The organism is Gemmatimonadota bacterium (genome assembly GCA_016714015.1).
Classification (GTDB): domain Bacteria; phylum Gemmatimonadota; class Gemmatimonadetes; order Gemmatimonadales; family Gemmatimonadaceae; genus Pseudogemmatithrix.
This window is the reverse complement of the sequence record JADJNZ010000002.1, coordinates 93,381-117,769: the sequence shown is the minus strand read 5'-3', so window position 1 is coordinate 117,769 and position 24,389 is coordinate 93,381. Positions and strand designations below refer to the sequence as shown.

General features: G+C 71.5%; 20 protein-coding genes. 8 read left to right on the top strand and 12 right to left on the bottom strand.

Annotated elements, in window-relative coordinates; translation table 11 throughout:
* Nucleotides 1–17: 17 nt before the first annotated feature.
* Nucleotides 18–1,511, top strand: a complete 1,494-nt coding sequence (locus IPJ78_06850) for a hydantoinase B/oxoprolinase family protein (protein ID MBK7906264.1) — start codon at nucleotides 18–20, stop codon at nucleotides 1,509–1,511.
* Here IPJ78_06850 and IPJ78_06845 read toward each other — a convergent pair.
* From IPJ78_06845 to IPJ78_06830, 4 genes are all read right to left on the bottom strand, one after another.
* The gene (locus IPJ78_06845; protein ID MBK7906263.1) at nucleotides 1,501–3,552 is read right to left on the bottom strand and encodes a GAF domain-containing protein; all 2,052 of its coding nucleotides are present in this window, start codon (nucleotides 3,550–3,552) and stop codon (nucleotides 1,501–1,503) included. The two genes, IPJ78_06850 and IPJ78_06845, sit on opposite strands and share 11 nt — an antisense overlap.
* 136 nt (nucleotides 3,553–3,688) lie before the next feature.
* Complete coding sequence (locus IPJ78_06840; GenBank protein ID MBK7906262.1) at nucleotides 3,689–4,405, bottom strand: hypothetical protein; 717 nt, start codon at nucleotides 4,403–4,405, stop codon at nucleotides 3,689–3,691.
* Nucleotides 4,406–4,424: 19 nt separating this feature from the next.
* Complete coding sequence (locus IPJ78_06835) at nucleotides 4,425–5,183, bottom strand: MBL fold metallo-hydrolase (protein ID MBK7906261.1); 759 nt, start codon at nucleotides 5,181–5,183, stop codon at nucleotides 4,425–4,427.
* Nucleotides 5,184–5,413: 230 nt separating this feature from the next.
* Complete coding sequence (locus tag IPJ78_06830; protein ID MBK7906260.1) at nucleotides 5,414–6,094, bottom strand: Crp/Fnr family transcriptional regulator; 681 nt, start codon at nucleotides 6,092–6,094, stop codon at nucleotides 5,414–5,416.
* Nucleotides 6,095–6,267: 173 nt separating this feature from the next.
* Between IPJ78_06830 and IPJ78_06825 the strand changes: the two genes are divergently transcribed.
* From IPJ78_06825 to IPJ78_06795, 7 genes are all read left to right on the top strand, one after another.
* A complete protein-coding gene (locus IPJ78_06825; protein ID MBK7906259.1) occupies nucleotides 6,268–7,122 on the top strand; it encodes a hypothetical protein in 855 nt (284 codons plus the stop codon).
* 122 nt (nucleotides 7,123–7,244) lie between these two features.
* A complete protein-coding gene (rpmE, locus tag IPJ78_06820) occupies nucleotides 7,245–7,451 on the top strand; it encodes a 50S ribosomal protein L31 (protein ID MBK7906258.1) in 207 nt (68 codons plus the stop codon).
* Nucleotides 7,452–7,453: 2 nt separating this feature from the next.
* Nucleotides 7,454–8,524 (top strand): peptide chain release factor 1, encoded by a 1,071-nt coding sequence (prfA, locus tag IPJ78_06815; protein ID MBK7906257.1) that lies wholly within the window; start codon nucleotides 7,454–7,456, stop codon nucleotides 8,522–8,524.
* A 13-nt stretch (nucleotides 8,525–8,537) separates the two neighbouring features.
* Nucleotides 8,538–9,395: a peptide chain release factor N(5)-glutamine methyltransferase gene (gene prmC / locus IPJ78_06810; protein MBK7906256.1), complete on the top strand. Its 858-nt coding sequence runs from the start codon at nucleotides 8,538–8,540 to the stop codon at nucleotides 9,393–9,395.
* On the top strand, nucleotides 9,395–9,748 hold the full coding sequence (locus tag IPJ78_06805) for a YlbF family regulator (GenBank protein ID MBK7906255.1): 354 nt from the start codon (nucleotides 9,395–9,397) through the stop codon (nucleotides 9,746–9,748). The genes prmC and IPJ78_06805 overlap by 1 nt, the downstream gene beginning before the upstream one ends.
* 8 nt (nucleotides 9,749–9,756) lie before the next feature.
* Nucleotides 9,757–10,425 (top strand): dTMP kinase, encoded by a 669-nt coding sequence (gene tmk, locus IPJ78_06800; protein ID MBK7906254.1) that lies wholly within the window; start codon nucleotides 9,757–9,759, stop codon nucleotides 10,423–10,425.
* Complete coding sequence (locus tag IPJ78_06795; GenBank protein ID MBK7906253.1) at nucleotides 10,425–11,978, top strand: S41 family peptidase; 1,554 nt, start codon at nucleotides 10,425–10,427, stop codon at nucleotides 11,976–11,978. Before tmk ends, IPJ78_06795 begins: the two co-directional genes overlap by 1 nt.
* Before the next feature lie 4 nt (nucleotides 11,979–11,982).
* Here IPJ78_06795 and IPJ78_06790 read toward each other — a convergent pair whose 3' ends face one another.
* The 8 genes from IPJ78_06790 to IPJ78_06755 form a co-directional block, all read right to left on the bottom strand.
* Entirely contained in the window at nucleotides 11,983–12,729 is a 747-nt protein-coding gene (locus IPJ78_06790) for an outer membrane lipoprotein carrier protein LolA (GenBank protein MBK7906252.1), read from the bottom strand.
* Complete coding sequence (aroF, locus tag IPJ78_06785) at nucleotides 12,726–13,757, bottom strand: 3-deoxy-7-phosphoheptulonate synthase (protein MBK7906251.1); 1,032 nt, start codon at nucleotides 13,755–13,757, stop codon at nucleotides 12,726–12,728. Before aroF ends, IPJ78_06790 begins: the two co-directional genes overlap by 4 nt.
* 10 nt (nucleotides 13,758–13,767) lie before the next feature.
* Nucleotides 13,768–17,265, bottom strand: a complete 3,498-nt coding sequence (gene smc, locus IPJ78_06780) for a chromosome segregation protein SMC (GenBank protein MBK7906250.1) — start codon at nucleotides 17,263–17,265, stop codon at nucleotides 13,768–13,770.
* Nucleotides 17,266–18,624, bottom strand: coding sequence for a hypothetical protein (locus tag IPJ78_06775; GenBank protein MBK7906249.1), 1,359 nt, complete (start codon nucleotides 18,622–18,624; stop codon nucleotides 17,266–17,268). It abuts the gene before it with no gap.
* On the bottom strand, nucleotides 18,621–20,123 hold the full coding sequence (locus tag IPJ78_06770) for an SPOR domain-containing protein (GenBank protein ID MBK7906248.1): 1,503 nt from the start codon (nucleotides 20,121–20,123) through the stop codon (nucleotides 18,621–18,623). Before IPJ78_06770 ends, IPJ78_06775 begins: the two co-directional genes overlap by 4 nt.
* Nucleotides 20,124–20,149: 26 nt before the next feature.
* Nucleotides 20,150–23,398 carry a PD40 domain-containing protein gene (locus tag IPJ78_06765; protein ID MBK7906247.1) on the bottom strand — a complete coding sequence of 1,083 codons (3,249 nt, stop codon included), beginning with the start codon at nucleotides 23,396–23,398 and terminating at the stop codon, nucleotides 20,150–20,152.
* A 10-nt stretch (nucleotides 23,399–23,408) separates the two neighbouring features.
* Nucleotides 23,409–23,768 (bottom strand): ribosome silencing factor, encoded by a 360-nt coding sequence (rsfS, locus tag IPJ78_06760; protein MBK7906246.1) that lies wholly within the window; start codon nucleotides 23,766–23,768, stop codon nucleotides 23,409–23,411.
* A gap of 172 nt (nucleotides 23,769–23,940) precedes the next feature.
* Nucleotides 23,941–24,387, bottom strand: a complete 447-nt coding sequence (locus IPJ78_06755) for a 50S ribosomal protein L9 (GenBank protein MBK7906245.1) — start codon at nucleotides 24,385–24,387, stop codon at nucleotides 23,941–23,943.
* Nucleotides 24,388–24,389 lie beyond the last annotated feature (2 nt).

Sequence of the window (24,389 nt, the reverse complement as noted above, 5' to 3'; positions counted from 1 at the left end):
GGTCCTCGCTCGTCTCGATGGTCGCCGAGGAGATGGGCTCCGTCCTGGTGCGCGGTGCGCTCTCCCCCAACATCCGCGAGCGACGCGATGCGTCGTGCGCGCTGTTCGACGCGGAGGGCCGGATGGTCGCGCAGGCCGCGCACATCCCCGTGCATCTCGGTGCGCTCCCCGAGGCCGTCCGTGCGGTGCGCGAGGCGCGCCCCGCCGCGGGCGACGTCTTCCTGCTCAACTCGCCCTGGCAGGGCGGGTCGCACCTCCCCGACCTCACGATGGTCGAGGCGATCGATGACGGGCGCGGCGCCATCGCCGGGTATGCGGTCGTGCGCGCACACCACGCCGATGTCGGCGGGATGAGCCCGGGCTCGATGCCGCAGGGCGCGACCGAACTCGTGCAGGAGGGGCTCATCCTGCCGCCGGTGCGGCTCGAGCGCGGCGGGGTGCCGCAGGAGGAGATGCTCGCGCTCATCCTTGCGAACGTCCGCACGCCCCAGGAACGGCGGGGCGATCTCGCCGCGCAGCGCGCCGCGTGCGATGTGGGCGCGCGCGGCTGGCGCGCACTCCTCGCCCAGCACGGTGCCGCGCGGCTCGCGGCGGTGACGTCGGGCCTCCTCGACTATGCCGAACGCCGTGCGGTGAGCCGCCTCGCCGTGCTCGACGGGGCCAAGGGCGTTGCCGAAGATGCGCTCGAGGGTGATGGCGTCTCCGACGCCGAGGTCCCGCTGCGCGTCGCCCTTGCGGTGCGCGGCGGGCAGCTGCACCTCGATTTCGCCGGCACGTCGGCGATGGTGCGCGGCAACGTGAACTGTCCCCTCCAGGTCACGCGCGCCGCGGCGCTCTTCGTGCTGCGCGCGCTGCTCCCCGACGACGTGCCCACCAACGAGGGGATCGCGCGTCCGATCGTCATCACGACGCCCGACGATTGCTGTCTCGCCGCGCGCGCGCCGGCCGCGGTGGCCGCGGGCAACGTGGAGATGAGCCAGCGCATCACCGACCTGCTCTTCACGGCGTTCGCCGCCGCCGGCGTCGAGGTGCCCGCGCAGGGACAGGGCACGATGAACAACATCACCTTCGGTGGCGCGGGCTGGACCTTCTACGAGACGCTCGGCGGTGGTCAGGGCGCGAGCGCGAAGGGTCCCGGCCCCGATGCGGTGCATGTGGGGATGAGCAACACGCGCAACACGCCCATCGAGTCGCTCGAGCGCGCCTATCCCATCGTGATCGAGCGCTACGCGGTGCGTCGCGGCTCTGGCGGGGCGGGGCGCCACCGCGGGGGCGATGGCGTGATCCGCGCCTATCGCGTGCTCGCCCCCTGCACGGTCACGCTGCTCACCGAGCGCCGGTCGCGGGCACCGCGCGGGGCGATGGGCGGCGCCGCGGGGATGCCGGGCGAGAACCTGCTCAACGGGCAGCCGCTGCCGGCCAAGTGCCGCCGTGACCTCGTGCCCGGCGACGTGATCGAGCTGCGCACGCCCGGCGGCGGCGGCTGGGGCGCGCCGCCCGTCAGTCCCTGATCGGCCCGCTGCTCCGCGGTGGCGTCGACGGCGTCGTCGGCGGCACCGGGTTGTCGCGCGGGGTCGTGGCGATCAGGCGCGCCGTCGCCGAGCTCCGTTGCGCCAGGGTCGAGCGCCGCCGCGTGCCTTCGGCGGGGGCGACCTTCGTGAACACCTGCGCCTGGATGAAGGTCTGCAGCAGGTGCTTGTCGATGTGCCCGTCCTTCGCCTCGAATCCCAGGATGTCGAGGGCGCGCTCCGGCGTCACGGCGCGCTTGTAGGGCCGGTCGGTCGCGGTGAGGGCGTCGTAGATGTCGGCGATCGTCATCATGCGCGTCTGCACCGGGATCTCGTGCTCCCCCACGCCACGCGGGTAGCCGGTGCCGTCGAGCTTCTCGTGGTGGCCGAACGCGATCTTCGGGATCCCGCTCAGCTCGCGCGTCCAGGGGATCTGCTCGAGGAAGCGGTACGTGTGCGTCACGTGCGACTCGATCTCGCGCCGCTCGCGAGGGTCGAGGTTCCCCTTGTTGATCATGAGGAACCGCAGCTCGTCCTCGCCGAGGAGGGCGCGCTCGACCCCGTCGAAGTCGATGAACGTCTGCTGGCCGATCTCCTGCAGCTCCTCGAAGCTCCCCTCGGGGAGGATCGTCGGCTCGTTGGCGCGCACGATCGCGTCGAGCCAGCGCGAGAGCTGCTCGCGGCGCTCGCGACGGATGAGGTCGAGGTGCGCCACGACCTCCTTGTAGTCCGACGGGCCGTGGTCGAGCAGGTGCTCGGCGCGCTCCCGCTCGTACTCGAGGTCGGCCTGCTGCAACAGCGAGTGGAAGCGGTGCCGCAGGATCGTCAGGTCGTGCCCGTAGAGCTTCTTCTGCTTCACGAGCACCTGCTCGCGGACGCCCACCTTGCCGAAGTCGTGGAGGAGGCCTGCGTAGCGGATCTCGCGGATCTGCTCCCGCGAGAACTTGACGCCCGAGTATGGGCCATCCCCCACGTGATCCACGGCCTCGGCGAGGTTCGTCGTCAGCGTCGCGACGCGGAACGAGTGACCGGAGGTCGTCGGGTCTCGCGCCTCGATCGCCGTGACCGCCGCGGTCACGAATCCCTCGAAGAGCCGCTCGATGTCCTCGTACAGCCGGCTGTTCTCGATCGCCACCGCCGCCTGCGCGGCGAGGGCCGCGACGAGGTCCGCCGAGCGCTGGTCGAAGGGCAGGACCTGCTCCTCCACGACGTCGAGCGACGTGAGCTGCCGCTCGCCGTCGCGCTTGCGGTTGATCAGCTGCAGCACGCCGATGATCTCGTCCCGGTGCGTGCGCATCGGCAGCACGAGCATCGACTTGGTCCGGTAGCCGAACTTCTCGTCGAACGACCGGTTGAACCGGTACGTCACCTGGTCGGGGAGCAGGTAGACGTCGTTCATCATGAGCGGATCGCCGGTCGATGCCACGTAGCCGGCGAGGCTCGAGTGGTCGATGGGGATCGTGAACTCGGTGAACGGCAGCTCGGGGAGCGTGATGTTCTGCGACAGCTTGAAGCGCAGCGTCGACGGGTTCTTCTGGGCGTCGCGCTCCATGAGGTAGAGCGAGCCGGCGTCGGCGTTGGACAGCTGCAATGATTGCGAGAGGATCAGTTCGAGCAGCGTGTCGAGGTTCCGCTCCTCGGACAGCGCGGCGCCCACGCGGGAGAGCTCGCGCAGGTCGAAGGCGCTCTGCTGTTCGAGCCGGGAGGCGCGGTACGCTTCAATGAGGCTGCGCGCGTGCCGCATGGCCCCCTGCAACGCCGCGTTCCCCTGGCCGCGGCTCGCGCCGGCGGGGAGCCAGCTCGTGAGCGCCACCGCCTCCATGAGCGGGCTCGGCGCGTCCTCGCCCTCCTCCCCGAGGCCCACGAAGGCCACGTACGCGGCGAGGGCGCCGAGCGCACCGGGACCTCCCGAGCGTTCGGCGAGTGCCGCGTCGAGGAGCACGACGGTGGGGCGCTCCGGGTCGAGCGCCTCGACCGCGGGGAGTTCCTCCACGCGCCGGACGTCGAGGGCGTTCCCGCTCCCGAGAGCGGGGAAGGCGGCCATGGCCCGGCCGGCAGGAGCGAAGACGAGTGGCTGCACGGGCGCGCGGGGAGGGGGCGAAAGACCGGACCGCCGGGACCCATGCGGGTCCCGGCGGTCCAAGGTTACAGCGTGGCGGCGGTGGGCCGCCAGTACGTCGTCAGTTCGAGCCGCCGTTCAGGCGGGCGAGCGCGGTCTTCGCGTCCTCGAAGTCCGGGAAGCGCTGGATGGTCTGGTTGAAGAGCTGGATCGCCTCGTCGCGCTTGCCCGCGTCCTGCGCGCTGATGGCGCGCGAGTAGAGCATCACGGCCTGGAACGGCACCTTCTTCCGCTCCTCGGTGCGCGCCTCGCTCGTCTGGCGGACCTGCGGGGTGAGCGCCGGCAGCTTGAGGCCGGAGTTGGCCGCGGCCGCCGTCTTGGTGACGAGGTCGAGGAACTCCTCCGTCTTGCCCGTCTGCGTGGTGCTCCACTCGACGATGCCCGTCTCGGTGTCGATCGACTTGAGCGTGAGTACCATCGTGCCGCGCCCGTTCGTGATGAACGTGCCGGTCACCATGTGCTTCGCGCCGAGCAGCTTGCCCACGCGCGCCGCGGTCGCCTCGTCCACGCGACCGTCGCGGGCGAGGTTCTGCTCGTTGAGCAGGTTCATGATGTTCGCGCGCTCGACCACGCGGATGCCCGTGTTGTGGGACATCTCCACGAGGAGGAGGTCGGCGATGCCCTGCGAGAGCGGGGCGAGCTCGGCATTGCTCGCACCGATCGCGCTGTTCGTGAACGGCAGCACGGCCACGGTCGGCCGCGTGTCGGGCGTCTGCGCGATGGCAGGCGCGGCGACGAGGGCCATCAGGGTGGCGGTCCGAGCGATCTGCTTGAACATCAATTCCTCCTAGGAGGGGTCAGAGAGTCAGCGTGAGGCCTTCCGCGGCGGCGACCACCTGGAGCGATCCGCCACGGCCCTGCACCATCGCCCGGCACTCCGCCAGGCAAACATCCAGCTGATCATCGGTCCGGCGCGGCTCGTGATGGAACAACACCAGCGTCCCCACGCCCGCTTCCAGCGCCAGCTCCACCGAATCCTGGAAGGTCGAGTGCCCCCAGCCCCGATGGTGTTCGTATTCCTCGGTGGTGTACGTCGAGTCGTGGATGAGCACCTTCGCCCCGCGCACGAACTCCACCATCCGTCGCTTCCAGTCCGGCGGCGACCCATACCGCGGGTGCTCCGCCAGTTCGTTGTCGGACACATAGACCAGCGCGCCGCCGTTCCCGCCCGGTTCGGAGAACCGGTAGCCCAGCGCCCCACCGGGGTGCTGCACCGCGAACGACGTCACCTCATACCCCGTCCCTTGCGTGCGGGTGCCCTCGGCGAGGTCCCGGAAGTCGATCGAGGCATCGAGCTCCTCGAACGTCACGGGGAACACCACCGGCGACATCTGGTCCCGCACCACCTTGTCCACCGACTTCTCCAGCGACTGCGAACCCCAGATCGTGAAGTGGTTCCCGCGCCCGAAGATCGGCGCGAAGAACGGGATCCCCTGGATGTGGTCCCAATGCGCGTGCGTCAGGAAGATGTCGCCCTTGATCGCCGAGCCATTGGCCCCCTGCAGCAGTTCCCGTCCCAGCTCACGGATCCCCGTCCCGGCGTCGAGGATGATCAACCATCCGTCGTCGGTCCGGATCTCGGTGCAGGGCGTGTTGCCCCCGTACCGTACCGTCTGTGCCCCAGGGGTCGGGATGGACCCACGTGTTCCCCAGAATCGGACACGCAGGCTCATGCATTCCCCCGGGGCACGATGGAAGATCGCGCGTCGAGCGCCACGACACCAACGAGAGCGGTCACCGCGGCGGCGTGATGATGGTCACAATGCGTCAAGACGGTCCCCAGGGGTCAGAGCCGCTGCTGCGAGCGCTTCTCGAGCGCGGCGCGGTCGGTGATCTTGATGCGGCGCCGCTCGGTGCTGATCCACCCGGCCTCGACGAACTCGCGCATGGCGCGCGAGACGGTCTCGCGGCTCGCACCGATCACGTGCGCGATGGTCTGGTGCGTGAGCGGCTTCTCGATGGTCTCGCTCCCGCCTTCGGTGGCCGCGTCGAGGATCATCCGGGCGATGCGGCCCGGGACGTCGAGCAGGACCAGCGAGCCGATCTTCTCGTCGGCGCGCCGGAGCCGGCGCGAGAGCTCCAGCAGCAGGGCCCACGCGACCGCGGGGCTCTGCTCCACGCGGCGCCGGAAATCCTCGCGGCGCAGCACGAGCAGCGTCGACTCCTCCATCGCGACCACGTGCGCCGAGCGCGGCTGGTCGTCGATCAGCGACAGCTCGCCGAAGTGCTCCCCGACGCCGAGGATCCCGAGGATCACCTCGCGGCCGTCCTCGGCCACGAGGACGACCTTCACGCGGCCGGCGCGGACGACGAACAGGGAGTCGCCCGGGTCGTCCTCGAAGAGGATGACGCTCCCCTTGGGATAGCTCTTCTCACGCGCCATCTGCGAGAAGGCGATCACCTCCGTCGGGGCGAGGGACCGGAAGAGCGGGACGGTCGCGAGGAAGTCGGCGGTGGTGGCTTGCATGCTCGAGTGGTGCGAGGGGGGCTATCCGGGCGAAGTTAGGGCGCGGGATGGGGACTGTCAAACTGTCCAAATCCTGACGGCATGGTCGTTTAGGGCGGTGACGCCGATGCGTCCGCGCTGGTATCGTGCGTGTGGCTCGACCGCCCCGTCCCTTGCCATCACGACCTCCCTCCATGGCCCGTCACATCGCCGCCCCGCGCGGTCTCGCCGCTGCCGCTTCGTGCTTCCTCGCCCTCGGCGTGGTCGCGTGCGCGGGCAGCATCTCGGATCCGTTCACCGAAGCCGGACTGCTCGATGCCACGGCGACGCAGGGGACCGCGTTCATCGAACCGCAACCGGTCGGGTCCGAGGCCGATGATCTCATCGCCTGCCCGATCGCGGTGCGCCTGGTCACGTCCACCGCCGGCATCACGCTCACGCGACTCCGGCTCGAGACGCGGCAGCGCGTGGACGGGGCGGAGCGGGCGGAACTCGAGTGGTTGGAGGGGCCCGCGCTCACGCGCTGGTTCGAGCGGCGGCTCCCGGCGGCCGGCACCGACACCGCGCGCCTCGGCCTCGCCGGACCCAGGCCCTTCGACTGGGACCTCGAGGTGTTCTTCAAGGCGGATGGTCGCCGCGGGGAGGTCTCGCGCCTGGTGAGCGGGCGGTGCGGGCCGCCGATCCCGTCCGAGGGCGGGACCCCGGAGGTCTCGCTCGTGGAGGTGGTCGGGGGCGGCGCGGGCGCGCAGGCAGGGGATACCATCGAGGTCGCCTACCGCGTCTCGGCGCCCGCGGGACTCTGGAGCCTGCAGGAGAGCACCTACTTCCTCACGGCGATCGACACGACACCCCCCCGGACCTTCGCCGGCGGTCCGACGACCGTGGACCGACGGCGTCGGTACGTCCTCATGGACCGGGGGGGCGTGCCGTTGGATTGGGCCGTCGTGGTGCGGACACGTGACCTGCGTGAGGGGACGTCGATGGCGGAACTCCGGGTCGCCTGGGATCAGCCGGTCGCCGGGGAACCGACCCGCACCCGTCCGGATTGATGGCCAGAACCCCAAGCACCGCAACACCTTGACCGTCGGTGGGGATGGTCGCCTCCCCTTGTCTCGCCCTCCCAGAGCCGTTACGATTCATGGCTCGACCAGACCCCGCTCCTGAGGCACCCATGAAGCCCGAGATCCACCCGACGTACGCCACGGCGACCGTCTCCTGCGCCTGCGGCAACACGTTCCAGACGCGCAGCACGCACGCCGAGCTCCACACGGACATCTGCGCCGCTTGCCATCCGTTCTTCACCGGCAAGCAGAAGCTCATCGACACCGCTGGTCGCGTCGAGCGCTTCCGCCAGAAGTACGCCAAGGCCAACGCCTGAGCATCCGCGACCGGCTCGCCGACGCGCTCCGGCGCGCCGCCGAGGTCGAGCGCGACCTTCTCGATCCCAAGACGGTCAAGGACGCCAAGTTGATGGCGTCCCTCGGCCGGGAGCATCAGCGGCTCGGCCAGGTGGTCGAAGCCGCCAAGGCCCTCGAGAGGATGGACACGGAGCTCGCGCAGGCGCGCGAGCTCTTGTCGTTCGATGACCCCGAGCTGGCGGCGGAGGCGAAGCAGGAGGTCGCGCGATTCGAGGCCGCGATCCCCTTGGCGGAGGCTGCCCTCAAGCCGCTCCTCCTCCCCCCCGATCCGCTCCACGACCGCAACGCGATCGTCGAGATCCGCGCCGGCACCGGCGGCGACGAGGCCGCGCTCTTCGCCGCGGACCTCTATCGCATGTACACGCGATACATCGAGCGGCACGGCGGCTGGCGCATCGAGGTCATCTCGATGGGCGACGGCACGCTCGGCGGCATCAAGGAAGCGATCTTCAAGGTCTCGGGCCATGAGGCCTTCGGCCAGCTCCGCTTCGAGTCCGGCGTGCATCGCGTGCAGCGCGTGCCCGCCACCGAGGCCGCGGGACGCATCCACACCTCCGCCGCGACGGTGGCCGTCCTCCCCGAGGCCGAGGAGATCGACCTCAAGATCGAGGACAAGGACCTCCGCATCGACGTCTTCCGCTCGTCCGGCCCCGGTGGCCAGAGCGTGAACACCACCGACTCGGCCGTGCGCATCACGCACCTCCCGTCGGGTCTCGTCGTCTCGCAGCAGGACCAGAAGTCGCAGCTGCAGAACAAGATCAAGGCGATGGACGTGCTCCGGTCGCGACTCCTCGACCTCAAGGTCGCCGAGGCCGAGGCGGAGCGCTCGCGCATGCGGAAGAGCCAGGTCTCCACCGGCGACCGGTCGGCGAAGATCCGGACGTACAACTACCCGCAGAGCCGCGTCACCGACCATCGCATCGGCTACACCACGCACGACCTCGCCGGCGTGATGGACGGGAAGCTCGACGACCTCATGGACGCGCTCCGCCTCGCCGACATCGAGGAGAAGCTCTCGGGCGACGCCGGCTGAGGCGACCGACGCGATGACGATCGGGGAGCTGCTCGACGAACTCGCGGCGGCGCTGGCCGGCCCGGGGGTGCCGCCGGCGCGCGCCGAGGCGCGCGACCTCATCGCCGGCGTGCTCGACCAGCCCCGCTTCTGGCCCACCGCCCACCGCGACGACGAGATCGGCGAGCACGAGGAAGGCCTCGTGCGCGCCGCCGCCGAGAAGCGCGCCCAGGGGATGCCCATGCAGTACGCGCTCGGACGCGCGGCCTTCCGGCACCTCGTGCTCCAGGTCGATCCGCGCGTGCTCATCCCGCGGCCCGAGACCGAGATGCTGGTCGACCTCGTGCTCGCCGCGCAGCGCGGCGGCGTCGGACGGGTCGTGGACGTCGGCACCGGCTCGGGCGCCATCGCGCTCGCGCTCGCCGCCGAGAGCGGGTTCGACGAGGTCCACGCGGTCGATCTCTCCCCGGATGCGCTCTCCGTCGCGCGCGCCAACATCGCGGCGATCCCGGAGGAGCGACGCGCGCGCGTGCACTTCCACGAGGGCTCGCTGCTCAAGCCGGTGCAGGGCACCCGCTTCGACACCGTGGTGTCCAACCCCCCGTATATTTCGATGAGTGAACGCGCGGAGCTGCCGGCGCTCGTGCGCGAGTGGGAACCGTCGATGGCGCTCTTCTCGGGCGACGGCGGGATGTGGGCGATCCGTGCGCTCGTGCCGCAGGCGGCCGACGTGCTGGTCGCCGGAGGGTTGCTGGCGATGGAGGTGGATGCCCGGCGCGCCGACCTCGCGGCGGCCGCGGTGCGCGACGATGGCCGGTTCACGGACATCGAGACACGACTCGACTTGACCGGCCGCCCGCGATTCGTGGTGGCCCGACGACAGGAGCGGTGATGCTGAACGACAAGGCGGTGGAGCTCGGCCGGCTGATCGGCCAGAGCGCGGAGTACCAGGCGGTGAAGCGCGCCAACGAGGCGCTCAACGGGGATCGCGACGTCGTCGCCGCCCTCCAGCGGATGGAGACGCTCCGCCACGAGGCGCAGGCGATGATCGAGCAGGGCCAGCAGCCGACGCCCGAGATGGAACAGGAGCTCGACCAGCTGCTCACCAAGGTCCAGGGGAGCACGATCTACCAGCGCGTGATCGCGTCGAACGAGAACTTCGACAAGGTCATGATGCAGGTGAACCAGTGGATCCTCGAGGGGATCAAGAAGGGCGCGACCAGCTCGATCATCACGCTCGGCTGATCCGCCGGATGCGCGGGCGGCTCGTGGTCCTCGAGGGCGGCGAGGGAGTGGGGAAGTCGACCCAGCTCCGGCGGCTCGCCGCACGCCTCACCACCGCGGGCGTCGCGCACCGGGTCTTCCGCGAGCCGGGGGGCACCGCCGCCGGCGACCGCATCCGCGAGCTGCTGTTGCACGCCGACGCCCCGCTCGCGGCCACGACCGAGGCGGCGCTGTTCATCGCATCGCGTGCCCAGCTCGTCGCGCAGGAGATCGGCCCCGCGCTCGCGCGCGGCGAGCAGGTGCTGCTCGACCGGTTCATGCTCTCCACGTACGCCTACCAGATCCACGGCCGCGGCCTCGACGAGGAGACGGTGCGCTCGGCGAACCGCCTCGCGACCGCGGGACTCGTCCCCGACCTCACGATCCTGCTCACCCTCGCGCCCGAGGACGGGCTCGCGCGGGCCGGCTCGCGGGGATCGCACGACCGGATCGAACGCGCCGCCACGGAGTTCCACGAGCGGGTCGCCGCCGCCTTCGCCCGCTTCGCCACGGGGGCCTGGCAGGCGGCGCATCCGGAGTGCGGGCCCATCATCGCAGTCGATGCCAGCGGCGCGGAGGACGAGGTCGAGGCGCGTGTGCTCGCCCAGCTGGACCACCACCTGCCGTCCCTCCTCCGTCCTTCAAGGAACAGCGCCTGATGCGGCTCCGGACTGCCGGCTCCATCCTCCTCGTCGCCGCGGCTGCGTGGTCCGGCGTCTGGCTCGTCCAGCGCGCGGTGCGGACGGACCGGCCGGCACTTGATGGGGCGCGCCTCCTCGACGCGGTGATGCTCCGCGTCCGCACGTCGTACGTCGACACCGTCGACACGGAACGCCTCTGGGAGCTCGCGGCCGTCGGCATGCTCGACGAACTCGGCGATCCCAACACCGCCTATCTCACGCCGGAGCGCCTCGAGCTCCTCGAGCGCACCGCGTCCAACTCCTATGTCGGCGTCGGCCTCGCGGTGGACGCGCGCGACGGCTGGATCACCGTCACGCAACCGCGCGCCGGGTCTCCGGCCGAGCGCGCCGGGATCCTCGCCGGCGATCGGCTCGTGGAGGTCGACGGACGGTCGATGCAGGACTGGACCGTCGGCGAGGCGCGCGAGGCCTTCCGCGGCCCGCCGGGCTCGACCCTCAAGCTCACGGTGCAGCGCGGGTCCGGCGACGGCTCGCGGCACGCGTACACGCTCGAGCGCACCGCGATCGTGAACCGCTCGGTCGCGCGCGCGACGGTCCTCGACGGCGGCGTCGGGTTCCTCGCGATCTCCACCTTCAGCGATTCCACCGAGGCGGAGCTCGTCGCGGTGATCGACTCGCTCCGCGCGGCCGGGGCGCGGTCGATGATCCTCGACCTCCGCGGCAATCCGGGCGGGCTCCTCGCGCAGGGCGTGCAGGTCGCGGACCTCTTCCTCGATGCGGGCAAGCGCATCGTGAGCACCAAGGGCCGCGTCGCGCAGGCGAACACCATCTACGTCGACTCCACCGCCGAGCGGTGGGCGGAGATGCCGGTCGCCGTGCTCGTCGATCATCTCACGGCGAGCGCGGCGGAGATCGTGGCCGGTGCCCTGCAGGACCACGACCGGGCGCTCGTCGTCGGGCGCGCCACCTACGGCAAGGGGAGCGCGCAGGCGATCTACCGGCTCGACAACGGCGCGGCCGTCTCGCTCACCAACGCGCGGTGGGTCACGCCGCTCGGCCGGAGCATCGAGTATCCGCTCCCCGACGAGCAGCCGCTCGCGGATGCGGACACCTCGCGGCCGAAATTCCGCACGCCGATGGGGCGCACGGTGCTCGGCGGGGGCGGGATCGTGCCGGACGTCATCTCCTTCGATTCCACCGCCGAGGCCGCGTCGCGTCGCCTGAACATCGAGCTCGGCGGGAAGGTCTCGGCCTGGCAGTCGCTCGCGCGCTCGCTCGCGGCCTCATACGTGCGCGAGGGCGCGGTGCGCGACTCGCTCTTCGCCGTTCCCGCGGAATGGCGCGCGCGTCTCTACGGCGAGATGGAGCGCCAGGGGATCGTCGTGAGCTCGCTGACCTTCGGTGAGGCGCATGTCGCCGTGGACCGCATCATGGCCGGCGAGGCGCTCCGATTGGCGTTCGGCCTGCCGTATCTCGCGCGTCGCGCGGCCCGGAACGATCCCACGGTGCAGCGGGCGGCCGAGGTGCTGCGGCGCGCGCGCACCGCGAAGGACGCGCTGACCGCGAACTGAGCGGTCAGGGGCGGGTCGAACCGCCCATCATCGCCGCCTGGTCGATCACGCGCACGCCGGCGGGCGGCACGAAGACGAACGCATCACGAGGCAGCGACGCGCCGGTGCGGATGTTCCGGAACTCGAGCGTGCGCGTCGCGCCCGTCGCCTCGGCGAACTCGGCGCGGCGCACGAGGGCGTTCTGCACGTCGAGCCAGAGCACGGCTCGCATGAACGCCATCCCCTGCGCCTTGGGCACGAGCACCACCGCGCGGACCGCGCGGCCGTCGATCACGGTGTCGGCGCCGGCCGTCACGGTGTAGCGTCGCGCGGGGTCCTTGAGCACCGACGAGGCGAGGTCCATCCCGGCGCCCGCGCCGCGCGGCAGCTTGTAGACCTGGCCGCGCGCCGTGCTCGGCGAGTAGAGCCAGAGCACCTCGCCGTCGGAGACGATCCGGTCCTCCGGCGGCTTGCTGAACTTGAAGGCGAAGTGCGTCGCCCCGCGCTGGAAGAACTCGCCGACCGATTCGAACGCGGTGCGGGTGCGCGGATTGGAGATGCGCTGGGTGAACTCGGCGCGCAGCGTGCGGGCGCCCTGATAGGCCGCCGCCGACCGCTCGAGCAGCCGGAGTGCCGCGGTGTCGGCGCGGGTGGGGGCGGCGGCCGGCGTCGGCGCCTGGGGCTGCGCCTGCTGTGCATCGACGCCGGTGCCCGCCAGGACGACGGCGGCGAGCGCCACGAGCGCCACGAGCGCCCGCGCGCGCGCGATCACGCGAGGGGACCGGCGATGGAACGTCCGACCGCTTCGGCGACGCGGCGCAGCTGCGCCATCGTCGACGTGAACAGTTCCGGCGTCTGCGACTGCGCCCCGTCCGACATCGCCTTCTCGGGCTGCGGATGCACCTCGATGATGAGGCCGTCCGCCCCCGCCGCGACGGCCGCGCGGGCCATCGGGAGGACCTTGTCGCGCCGGCCGGTCCCATGGCTCGGGTCGGCGACGATCGGGAGGTGCGAGAGCTGCTGCACCACCGGGATCGCCGTGAGGTCGAAGAGGTTGCGCGAGGTGGTGTCGAAGCTGCGGAGCCCGCGCTCGCAGAGGATCACCTGGCCGTTCCCCTCGGCGAGCAGGTACTCGGCCGAGAGGAGGAGGTCGGCGATGGTCGCCGCCATGCCGCGCTTGAGCAGCACCGGCTTGCCGATCCGGCCGACGGTCTTGAGCAGCGAGTAGTTCTGCATGTTGCGCGCGCCGATCTGGATGCAGTCGGCGTACTCGGCGACGAGGTGCGCCCCCTCGTCGTCCATCGCCTCGGTCACGATGGCGAGGCCGGTCTCGCGCTTGGCGAGCGCGAGGAGCTCGAGTCCCTGCTTCCCGAGCCCCTGGAACGAGTAGGGGGACGAACGCGGCTTGAAGGCACCGCCGCGCAGCGCCACCGCGCCGGCCGCCTTCACGGCCTTGGCCGACGCGACGATCTGCGCCTCGTTCTCCACCGAGCAGGGGCCGGCGATGACCGGCACCGCGGTGCCGCCGAAGACGACGCCGGGCGCGATGGTGACGAGCGAGTTCTCCTGCTTCCACTCGCGCGAGACCTGCTTGTACGGATTGGAGACGTAGATCACCTCGGCCACGCCGGGGAGATCCTCGAGGGCCGACCCGTCGACGCGCCCGTCGTTGCCGACGAGGCCGATCGCCGTGCGCTGCGCGCCCGGCATCGGCTGGGCGGTGTAGCCCTTCTCCTTGATCCAGGTGCAGACGCGGTCGATGTCGGCCGCGGTCGCGGACTGCTTCATCACCACCAGCATCGTCGTCTCCTCAGGCGGCGGTGGGCGTGTCGTCGACGGCGGGGCCGTTCATCCGCACGCTCACGAGCGACGAGACGCCGGGCTCCTGCATCGTCACGCCGTACACCGCGTCCGCGGCTTCGGTGGTCGTGCGCGGGTTGTGCGTGATCACGATGAACTGCGTGCTCTGCTTGAACTTGTTCAGCATCTTCACGAAGCGGCCGACGTTCTGGTCGTCGAGCGGCGCGTCCACTTCGTCCAGCAGGCAGAACGGGCTGGGCTTGGTGAGGAAGATGCCGAAGAGCAGCGAGAGCGCGACGAGCGCGCGCTCGCCGGACGAGAGCAGGTGGATGCGCTGCGTCTTCTTGCCGCGCGGGCTCGCGTGGATCTCGATGTCGCAGTCGAGCGGCCGTTCCGGGTCCTCGAGGCGCAGGTCGCACTCGCCGCCGCCGAAGAGCGACATGAAGATCTCCCGGAAGTGCGCGCGGACGGTCGCGAAGGTCGTGAGGAATAGCTCGCGCGCCGTGACGTCGATCTCCTTGATCGCGGCGTGGAGCTTCACCTGCGCCTCGGCCAGGTCGGCGCGCTGCGTGGTGAGGAACTCGAGGCGCTTGGTCTCCTCCTCGTGCTCCTCGATGGCGAGCGGATTCACCGGCCCGAGCTGCTCGATCTGCTTGCGCAGCTCCTCGGCCTCGGTGCGCAACGCCTCGTCCTCGGCCTCGACGACGGTGTAGCCGATCATCAGCTCCTCGAGCGGACGGCGCCACTCGGCCTCGAGCCGCTCCTTGATCGCGGCGCGCTTGCCCGACAGCTCGGCGAAGCGCAGCTCGGCGAGGTGGAGCGACTGCGCCCCCTCGTCGGCGGCGCGGCGCGCGGCGTCCAGCGCATGATCCGAATCGGTGAGCGCCGCGTCGGCGGCGCGCACGCCTTCCTCGGCGAGCGCGAGCGCCTGGTCGGCATCGGCCTGCGTCGCGCGACGCGATGCGATCTCCTGCTGCCAGACCGTCATCTGTTCCTCGAGCTGCCCGTCCTCCATCGCCAGCGTCTCGAGCTCGCGCTCGAGCGCCGCGAGGCGGGTGACGGCGCTCTCGCGCTCGCGGTCGAGCCGTTCCCGGCGCTCCGTCGCGACCTGCCGGCGCGCCTCGGCCTGCGCGTGCGCCACCTGGTGCGCGGCGCGGGCCTCGCGGGCCTCGTCCTGCATCCGGTCCGCGGCGACGAGCAGCGCACGCTTGCCGTTCGCCGCATCCTCGGCGTCGGCGAGCTGGCGCGTCGTCTCCTCCTGGGCGGCGATGCTCGCGGTGACGCGCTCGCCGAGCTCGGTGTGGCGTCCGGCGAGCTTCTCGCGCAGCGCCACCGCATCGGCGAGCTCGCGAGCCTGGCGCTCGCGCACGCGGTCGCGCTCGTTGCGCACCTGCGCGGCCTGCGCCGCGCCCTGCTGGGCCGCCGCCGCGGCGTCGGCCGCGTGCGACGCGTCGGTCTCGGCGCGGACGACGGTGTCGTGCACCTGCTGTGCCGTGGCCTGCACCGCCGCGCGGCGCACCTCGATGGTGCTCAGCGACACGCGCAGCTCCTCGAGCTCGGCGCGACGCCGCAGCGGGCCGGCCCCGGACTCGCGCGCGGGGAGCCACATGGCACCGCGCGCGTCGATGAAGCCGTTGCCGTCGTTCGTCGCGCGCACCTTGCCCAGCAGCGCGCGCACCCAGTTCCCCGCCTGACCCTCGGCGCGCACGCGCGCCCCGAGCTCCTCCGGATCGCCCGAGAGGCCGTTGGCGCTCACCGCGTCGAGCGGCAGGAGCAGCAGGGCCCCGGGGTTCACCTCGGCGTGCCAGGCACGCACGGCGTCCGCCGCCGCGCGATCACGCACCACCACGGCGTGCACGGTGGCGCCGAGGAAGCGCTCCACCTGTCCCGCGATGGAGGCGTCGGCGCCGATGAAGTCCGAGAGGGGGCCGAGGACGGCGTCGCCGCCGAAGCGCTCCTTCTCGCGCAGCAGGCGGGCGGCGGCGGGGGCGAGCCCCACGCGCTCGCGCTCGAGCCCCTCGAGGGCGGCGAGCTTGGCCTGGACCGCCGTGTGCTCCTCCTCCACGCGCCGTACGTCGGCGCGTGCGACGGCCTCGGCATCGCGCGCCGCGCGCGCCGCGGCACGGGCCGCATCGAGCGCGTTCTCCGCCGCCGCCGCCTGTTCGCGCGCCATCGCCAACTGCTCGTCGGCGGTCGCGAGCTCGCGTTCGGCGAGCGCGAGCACCCCGGCGAGGGCCTCGTGCTCGCGCAGGAGGTACTCCGTCCGCTGCGCGACCTCGGCGAGTTCGCGCTCCGCGTTCTCGCGCTCGAGCTCGAGCCTCCGCACGCGGTCGCGGTGCTCGCGCACCGTGCGATCGGCATCGTCGGCGGCGGTGCGCGCGGCGCCGACGGCGGCGCGCGCCTGCTCCTCGGACTCGACCTTGTCGCGCAACGCGACCGCGGCGGCCTCGAGGGCGAGCGCGCACTGCTGCTCGTCCTGCTGCGCCGCCTCGAACTCGCCGCGCACCCGATCGCCGAACGCCGCGCCCTCGGCGCGTTCCTGCGCGGCACGGTCCCGGCGCGACATCGCGTTGCGATGCCGCTCCTCCGCGACCGCGAGCTGCTGCTGGAGCTCGAGCACCGCCTGGCGTGCGCTGCCGGCGACGATCGCGCGCTCCTGGCGCGCCGATTCCGCGCCCGCGCGCGCCGCATGGGCCGCGTCGCGCGCCGACTCGGCGTCGCGCACGGCCTGCTGCGCGGCCGGGAGCGCCTCACGCGACGTGCCGAGCTTCTCCTCCAGGCCCGTCAGCTCCTCGTGCCACGCCGCCATCTCCTTCGCGGCGAGCGTCAGCTCCACCGCGAAGCGGCGCGTGGTGATCTCCGCGTGCCGTTCCGCGCGCCGACGCTGCCGGAGCAGCGACCGCACCTGCGTCTGCACCTCGCTCGTGAGGTCGTCGATGCGGAGCAGGTCGGCGCTCGTCGCCTCGAGCTGCCGCTCGGTGGAGCGGCGGCGGTCGCGATAGAGCCCCACGCCCGCGGCCTCCTCGAAGAGCTCGCGCCGGTCGTCGGGGCGGTCCGAGAGGAGCGCGTCGATCATCTTGCTCTCGATCACCACGCCCGAGTCGGCACCGAGGCCCGTGCCGCGCACGAGGTCGTGGATGTCGCGGAGCCGGCAGGGGGCGCGATTGAGGAAGTACTCGGACTCCCCCGCGCGCGACAGCCGCCGCGTGATCACGACCTCCTTGAACGGCACCGGGAGCGATCCGTCCTCGTTCTCGAAGTGCAGCGAGACCTCGGCGATGTTCACCGCGCGGCGCGCCGACGACCCCTGGAAGATCACTTCCTCCATCTTCGCGCCGCGGAGCAGGCGCGCGCGCTGCTCGCCGAGCACCCAGCGCACGGCATCCGACACGTTGGACTTGCCGCAGCCGTTGGGCCCGACGATGGCCGTCACGCCCGGCTCGAACGTGAGGTAGGTCTGGTCCGCGAACGACTTGAAGCCGTGCAACTCGAGCTTGGTCAACCGCACTTAGAACATTCTCCCGGTTCGGAAGGCCAGCACGGGCTCGACGCCGATGTCGCGGAGCGACAGTGCGACGAGCACCGACTGGCCAGGGGTCTCGAAGGCGCCCGCGAAGAGGCGGGCGCGCCCATCAGCCTGCAGCAACGCATACGCGGGGATGCCCCGGGACTCCCACTGCGCGCGCGCAGCGTCGGCCTGGTCGGGCGGCACCCCCTCGGCGAGCAGCAGCGCGTACGGCGCGCGCAGCACTCGCCCCACATCGTCTCGTACGAGCCCCCGGTCGCGCAGCGTCGTGAGGAAGGCCTCGGCCTCCGCACGAGCGTGCCACGCACCGGTGAGGGCGCGGTACCACGGCCGTCCATCCGCGCCGAGCAGGACAGGGGCCAGGGTCGGCGCGGGCAGGGTCGCCCCACGCATCGCCAGTCCGGAATTTGCACCCGCGAGGGTATTCGCCGCTACGAGTTCAACGCTGTAGGCCGTGGCCGTCGCCGAGTCGTCGGGGTTGACAATGCTCCCGAGGGTGATGGTGTCCGGCGTGCCCGCCACCCCGAGCGATTCGGGGGGTGCGGCGATCGCGCTCGCGACGGCCGCGGTGTCGGTGATCGCGGCGGGAGCGCCGGACCGACGCATGGCGTCGAACCGACCGGTCGCGAAGGCCCACCCGGCGATCCCCGCCACCGTCGCGAGTCCGAGCACGGCCGCGAGACGACCGCGGCGGCCTGCCGACGAGGGGCGGGGGGCGCGGTCGGGGATGGGGGCCACCGGGAGCAGTTCGGGCTCGGGACGATCGACCGTCGCGAGGAGCGGCCAGCGCCGCAGCTGCACCGGCGGCAGGTCCACCGCCACGACGCCGTCGACGGCCGACATCAGCGACTCGAGCCCCGGCGTGCGCGCATCCGCCACGAGGAGCAGCAGCGCGTCGACCTCCCGGAAGCCCGAGATGAGCCGCGGCCACCGCGGACTCTCCATGAGCAGGCGGTCCTGCGCGAGCGCTCCGCCCGCGGGCAGCACGAAGATCCGGCCATCCTCGGTGAGCGGGCGCGCGATGGAGGTGACGGAGAGACCGTCCCGGAAGCACTGGAGGAGTCCGGGGCGCGGGCCGTCCTCCGGCGCCGGGGGCGGTTCGGCGTCGGCGATGCGGATGACGAGGTCGGTCGGTGGGACGAGCGCACGCAAGTCGCCGACGAGGTCGCCGATCGCGACGCGCCGGTCGCGCGGTTGGGCGCCCGCCATGGCGCGGGCGACCAGCGCCGCCACCTGGGGGTCGCTCCCGATGACGAGGGCCGCGGCGACCTCCGCCAGCGCCGGTGCGGCCCGCGCGCCCTCGGCCGCCCAGTCCTCGGGCGGCACGGGGGCGTGGATCATGGCGCGCCCTCGAACACCCAGTAGGGGAGACGCGAGCCCATCCCGGCTCGCTCGGCCGCGTCACGCGTGTCGTACGGCCCCATCACGACGCGCCAGATGGGGATGCCGTCGCGGTTGCCGGCGATGACCCGGGCGCTGCGCCCGTCGACGCGTATCCGGTCCGCCATCTCGCGGGCTCGATCCTCGGCGAGGAGCGTGGCGAACGACACGGTCCAGATCTCCCGTCCGCCGGACTTCCCGCTCGTCGGCGCGCTCGGCTCCTGCGTCTTCTGCTCCACCGGCGGCGGTTCGGCCGGCATGCTCGTCATCGCGCCATAGCGCGCGGCCATCATCGCGGCGAGGGCACTGTCGGCGGCCGCGGAATCCGCGGCGAACTCCTCGAACTCCACCGGCCGGTCGAGCCCCGCCGCGCGCGGGCGGAATCCGTTCCAGCGCACCTGCAGCCAGAGGTCCGCCGCGCCGCCGCGATAGCGCAGCCGTTCGCGTCCCGTCTCGGCATCGACGTGGACCACGTCGGCGCCCTGCGCGATCAGCACGCGGCCATCGGGCGTCACGAGGGGGAGGTCATCGCGCCAGCTCCCGGCGATGCTCGTGATCACCCGCGACGTGCCGATCGACACCACGTGGATGGAGTCCGACTGTGCGGTCCGGACGAGCAGGTAGTGCCCGTCGGGGTCCATGCGCATCGCGAGCGCCGGCGCCGGCAACGGGATCCGGTCGGTCTCGCGTTCGGCGAACCGGTCGATCACGCGGAGCGCCGCGCGCGAGGAGGCGACGAAGAGCCGGTCGCCGCTCGGCGTCGACTCGAGCGCCGTCACGTCGGTCACCTTCACCTGCAGGGCGCGGGTGAGGTCGCGGCTGCGGAGCGCGATGAGCCCGCTGTCGGTGACGAACCAGATCCGGTCACCGATCGGCGTGCGGAGGATCGCGTCGGTCGCGGGAAGGGTCGTCGAATCGGTGAGGCGCGACTCCGGCGGGATGAGGCGCTGGACCACCGTGCGCCCGCCCACGCTCCCGGCGATGATGAGCGCGCCGTCCGGCGTGGGGACCAGGTCCTCCGCCGCGAGCCCCGGCTTCCAGCTCCAGGTGGTGACGGCGTTGACGCGCACGATCTGACCGCGGTCGTCTACGCCGAAGAGGGCTCCGCCCTCGGAGCGGACCGGTCCGCGGAGCGCGCCGAGGGCGGGGCCACCGAGCTTCTCGATCGCTCCGAGCCTTAGGTCCACGCTGAAGGCGATCCCCAGCGTGTCGCGCCCGACGACCACGCTCTGGAAGTCGTCGAACCCGACGAGCGCGCCCACCGAGGTGGCGCGGCCGTTCGAGGTCCAGAGCACACTGTCGCGGCCGGCGCGATAGGCCCGCATGGGACCGCCGTCGCGGGGCACGCGCAGCAGGATCGCGTCCGGGCCGACGCCGGTGGGGACCGACGTCGTCGTCAGGCGCTTCTCGCCGCAGGCCGCGACGGCGAGAAGGAGCAGCAGGAGTCGGGTGGCGCGCACCCGCGGAACTTAGCGGCTCACGTCGCTCAGAACGACTGCCCGAGCGTCCAGAACCAGTAGCCGCGCTTGAGCGAACCGTCGAGCGGCACCGCGTAGTCCCACCGGATGAGCGCGATGTTGAAGAGGTTCAGCCGGATGCCGAAGCCGTAGCTGCGGAGCGGATACCGCTGCACCGCGAGGTCGTAGTTGGCCGGACGGCTCCCGTACACGGTCTGTTCCTTGCTCCAGGCCATGCCCCAATCGTAGAAGACGAGGCCATCGACCGGGGGCAGCGAGACCGGCAGGAGACCCAGGTCGAAGCGGCGCACGAGCGGGAAGCGCAGCTCGACGTTCGCGAACGCCACTCGGCTCCCGAGGAGCTGGCTCGCGCCGCACGCGCTCGGATCCGTCGACGCCGTCTGGCAGTCGCCGGCGTAATACTCGCGATCGTAGCCGCGGATGAAGTCGGGGCGGCCGATGTACTTGGGGAACTCGAGTTCGTCCGGTCCGGCCGAGACGTTCGCCGTGAGGCGCGACGCGAGCGTGAGGAAGTTGAACAGGATCGCGTCATAGCGACGGTAGTCCATGGAGTAGGTCGTCCACGCGACGCCTCCCATGTTGCGCTCGATGCCGAAGCGGTACCGCTGGCCGTAGATGCCGCCGGTCGCGCCGAAGAGGGCGTTGTCCTTCACGTAGGCGACGAACGGCGCCGTGTAGTTCAGCGACCCGATGCCGACGATCGAGTCGAGATAGAAGCCCGTCGCGAACCCCTGCGCGTAGTCCACGCCCTGGCTGATGTACATCAGGGCGCGGTCGATGTTGTTGAACGAGGCGCCGTACTCGAAGCGCGCGAAGCGGTTGAGGGGATAGATCCCGTTGACGAACCCGCTGCGGGCGATGTAGCGGGCGAGGATCTGCGTCTGCAGCACCTGGCTGCCCCCGCCCGTCTCGAAGCCGCCCGCGTAGAAGAAGTACGGCTGCTGGGCGAGCCCGGCCTGGTACTGGAAGCGGCCGCCGAGGTTGGTGTACTCGGCGTACACCTGCGCCTCGGAGATGCGGCCGTTGATGCCGCCCATGAGCGCGAGGCGCTCGTTGCCGACCATGTCGGCGAGGACGATCGCCGTGCCGCCGTAGACGCCGCGGCCGAAGTTGTCCTGCGCGTAGCCCACCGACGGCCGCATCACGTACTCGGGGCGGAGCGCGCCCTTGTACTTGTCGCGGCGGAACGACGCGGGGTCGGGGAGCGCGAGGGTCGCGCTGTCGAGCAGCGCGCCCATCGACACGCCCTGCGCTTCACCCGACGGGAGCACCGCGGTGTAGCGGAGCCCGTCGCCCGCCCGATAGACGGATCGCCGGCGCGGGTTGGCGGCCGCGGAGGCGAGCGCCTTCGCGGCCGCGATGCTGTCCGACATCTGCCGGGCGAGCGCGCCGATGGCCTGCCCGGCGCGCGCGGCCTGGTCCGCCGGCGCGGCAACGTCGGCCGCGGCGACCACGGGGGTCTGCGCGGCGCGGAACGGTTCCTTCTTCAACTGGCGCGGATTCACCACGCTCCAGATGGTGAAGTTGCCGTCGTCATGGTAGGTGAAGGCGAGCTTGTCCGCCTCGCGTGCCCAGCTCATCGCCGGGCTGTCCTCGGTCACCGAGAGCACGCCGCCGACGAACTTCGTGAGCTGGAAGTGGTCCTGGGCGGCGAAGTCGTAGAGGAAGACCTGCGAGATCCCGGTGCGATCCGAGATGAACGCCACCGACTGCCCGTCGGGCGACCACATCGGGTTGAGGTTCTTCCCCTCCTGTCCCGGGATGGTCGTCGCCTCGCCCTTCTCGAGGTCGTAGACGTTGATCCGCCACGGCCCGATGCGGAGCGTCGCCAGGTCGGTCTGCGGCCCGCGGTCGCTCACGAACGCGATCTGCCGTCCGTCCGGCGACCACTGCGGCATGAGGTCGCTGTACGAGTCGTTCGTCAGCTTCGTGAGGTTCCGTCCGTCCGCGTCGATGATGTAGAGGTCGGAGATGCCGCCCTGCGCACCGCTGAACACGATCTTGCGGCCGTCCGGCGACCAGCTCGGTCCGATCATCGCCTGGAGCGGCGTGTCGAGGCGCCGCGTCACGCGCTTGCGACGGAGGTCGTAGATGTAGAGCACATCCTTCCCGCGCCGCTGCGCGGTGAAGGCGAGATAGCGGCCGTCGGGCGAGAAGGCGCTCTGCGAATACGCGTAGCGCAGCTCCTCGAAGTCGGCGTCGAGCGTGCTCTTCGTGAGGCGCGCGAGCCGCTTGCCGGTCGTCGCGTCGGCCAGGTACAGGTCGGGGAACACCTCGGCGCGGAAGAGCGAGCCGGTGGAGATGTACGCGATCTGCTTGCCGTCCGGCGAGATCGCCGGCGCGATGTAGAGCGGGATCACGCCGCCGGTGCGGCGCGAGTTGAGCATCGGGCTCGCGACGCGGCGCGGACGCTCGAGCGTCGCCACCTGCGGGAGGAAGCGCGTCTGCACGTCCTCCTTCCACTCCTCGCTCAGGTCCTCGAGGTCGAGCCCGGTGTAGCGGCGGAAGGCGCGCTCCACGCCGAGGCTCGGGGTCGCCTGCATCACCTCACCGATGATCTCGTCCCCCCAGCGCCGGCCGACGTACTGCCACACCGATTCGCCGAACCGGTACGGGAAGAAGAGGTCGGGGCGGTCGGTCATCTGCTCGATCGTCGGGATGTCGCCGTTGAGGGCGGCATCGCGCATGATCGCGTCGGTGTAGCGGTGCTCGGGGCCGACCGAGAGGTACTCGGCCATGCCTTCCATGAACCAGAGCGGCGGCGCGGCGGCGGCGAACTGCTGCATCCCTCCGCCCGCCCGGCCGCGCGCGAACACGTCGTACTGGAAGACGTGCACCATCTCGTGCGCGAGCACGTGCTCCGCCTCGCCCAGGTCGCCGGCGAAGAAGAACATGTTGCGCTGCCGGAGCGCGTCGGTGACGCCGCCGGTCCCCTCGCCGAGGTCACCGGTGACGTTGTTCTGCGCGAACTCGGTGCGCGACCCGTAGATGAGGATCGGCTTGCGCTCCTTGAACTCGTGCCCGAGCACGCGGCGGAGCCGCGCGTAGGTGCGCTCGGCCATCTGCCCGGTGTACTTCGCGACCTCCTCGAGCTCCGGGTAGTAATGGACGTCGAAGTGCTCGGTCTTGAGGATCTGCCAGTCGAACTCGCGGAACTGGACATGGTTCTGTCCGAAGTACGACGAGCTCTGGGCGGCGACGGTCGCCGGCACCGTGGCGAGCGCGAGGAGGACCAGCAGGCGGCCGGAACGGAGCATGTGAGGGATCCTAGGCGGTGACCGGCACGGCCGGGGCGTCGCCCCAGAGCCGTTCCAGCTGGTAGAACGAGCGCAGCGCGGGATGGAACACGTGCACGACGAAGTCGACGTAATCGAGGAGCACCCAGCGCCCCTGTTCGAGCCCTTCCACGGAATGGACCGTCGCCCCCTCCCGCTTGAGCGCGTCCATCACGTGGTGCGCGGTCGAGCGCACGTGCGTGTCGGAGGTGCCGCTCGCCACGAGGAAATAATCGGCCATGTCGGTCACCTCGCGGAGATCGAGCAGGACGACATCGTTGGCCTTGCTGTCGAGCAGGACCTGGGCGGCCTGGCGGGCGGAGCGCAACACGTCGGGAGCAGCGGTGAGCATCGCGTGGGGAGGGAGGACCGTTTCAGAAGCGAACCCGCAGGATGGCGAAAGGTTCCGGGGCGGGGCGGCGCGCGCAAGCGTCAGGGGCGGCCCCCGTCGCCGGGAGCCGCCCCTTCGCTCGAAGGCATCGCGTGATGCCTTCTCCCTTTCCCCTTCTCCCTTCAGCCTCCGCTCAGCCCTTGATGACCCACACCTTGATCTCGGGCTTCACGTCCGCGTGCAGGCGGATCGGGACCTTGTAGACGCCGAGCGCCTTGATCGGCTCGTGGAGGTCGATCATGCGCTTCTCGACCTCGGTGAAGCCCTGGGCCTCGAGCTGGTGGGCGATGTCCGCCGCCGTCACCGAGCCGAACAGCTTGCCTTCCTCGCCGACCTTGGCCGAGAAGGTCAGCGAGACCTCCTCGAGGCGCTTGGCGATCGAGGCGGCCGCGTCACGGCGCGCGTTCTCCGCGGCCTCGAGACGCTCCTTCTCCTGCGCGATGCGCTTCTTGTTCCCCGCGGTCGCCTCATAAGCGATGCCGCGCGGGAGCAGGAAGTTGCGGGCGTAGCCTGACGAGACGTCCACGATGTCGCCGGGATGCCCGAGGTTGTCCACGGCCTGCCGAAGGATCACTTCCATTG

Excerpts from the sequence above, each read along its gene's own strand:
- IPJ78_06805 (MBK7906255.1), top strand. The coding sequence starts at position 9,395 with ATGCTGAACGACAAGGCGGTGGAGCTCGGCCGGCTGATCGGCCAGAGC.
- IPJ78_06765 (MBK7906247.1), bottom strand. The coding sequence starts at position 23,398 with ATGCTCCGTTCCGGCCGCCTGCTGGTCCTCCTCGCGCTCGCCACGGTG.
- rpmE (MBK7906258.1), top strand. The coding sequence starts at position 7,245 with ATGAAGCCCGAGATCCACCCGACGTACGCCACGGCGACCGTCTCCTGC.
- prmC (MBK7906256.1), top strand. The coding sequence starts at position 8,538 with ATGACGATCGGGGAGCTGCTCGACGAACTCGCGGCGGCGCTGGCCGGC.
- aroF (MBK7906251.1), bottom strand. The coding sequence starts at position 13,757 with ATGCTGGTGGTGATGAAGCAGTCCGCGACCGCGGCCGACATCGACCGC.
- IPJ78_06840 (MBK7906262.1), bottom strand. The coding sequence starts at position 4,405 with ATGTTCAAGCAGATCGCTCGGACCGCCACCCTGATGGCCCTCGTCGCC.
- IPJ78_06795 (MBK7906253.1), top strand. The coding sequence starts at position 10,425 with ATGCGGCTCCGGACTGCCGGCTCCATCCTCCTCGTCGCCGCGGCTGCG.
- IPJ78_06825 (MBK7906259.1), top strand. The coding sequence starts at position 6,268 with ATGGCCCGTCACATCGCCGCCCCGCGCGGTCTCGCCGCTGCCGCTTCG.
- IPJ78_06850 (MBK7906264.1), top strand. The coding sequence starts at position 18 with ATGGTCGCCGAGGAGATGGGCTCCGTCCTGGTGCGCGGTGCGCTCTCC.
- IPJ78_06830 (MBK7906260.1), bottom strand. The coding sequence starts at position 6,094 with ATGCAAGCCACCACCGCCGACTTCCTCGCGACCGTCCCGCTCTTCCGG.
- IPJ78_06755 (MBK7906245.1), bottom strand. The coding sequence starts at position 24,387 with ATGGAAGTGATCCTTCGGCAGGCCGTGGACAACCTCGGGCATCCCGGC.
- rsfS (MBK7906246.1), bottom strand. The coding sequence starts at position 23,768 with ATGCTCACCGCTGCTCCCGACGTGTTGCGCTCCGCCCGCCAGGCCGCC.
- tmk (MBK7906254.1), top strand. The coding sequence starts at position 9,757 with ATGCGCGGGCGGCTCGTGGTCCTCGAGGGCGGCGAGGGAGTGGGGAAG.
- IPJ78_06775 (MBK7906249.1), bottom strand. The coding sequence starts at position 18,624 with ATGATCCACGCCCCCGTGCCGCCCGAGGACTGGGCGGCCGAGGGCGCG.
- IPJ78_06845 (MBK7906263.1), bottom strand. The coding sequence starts at position 3,552 with ATGGCCGCCTTCCCCGCTCTCGGGAGCGGGAACGCCCTCGACGTCCGG.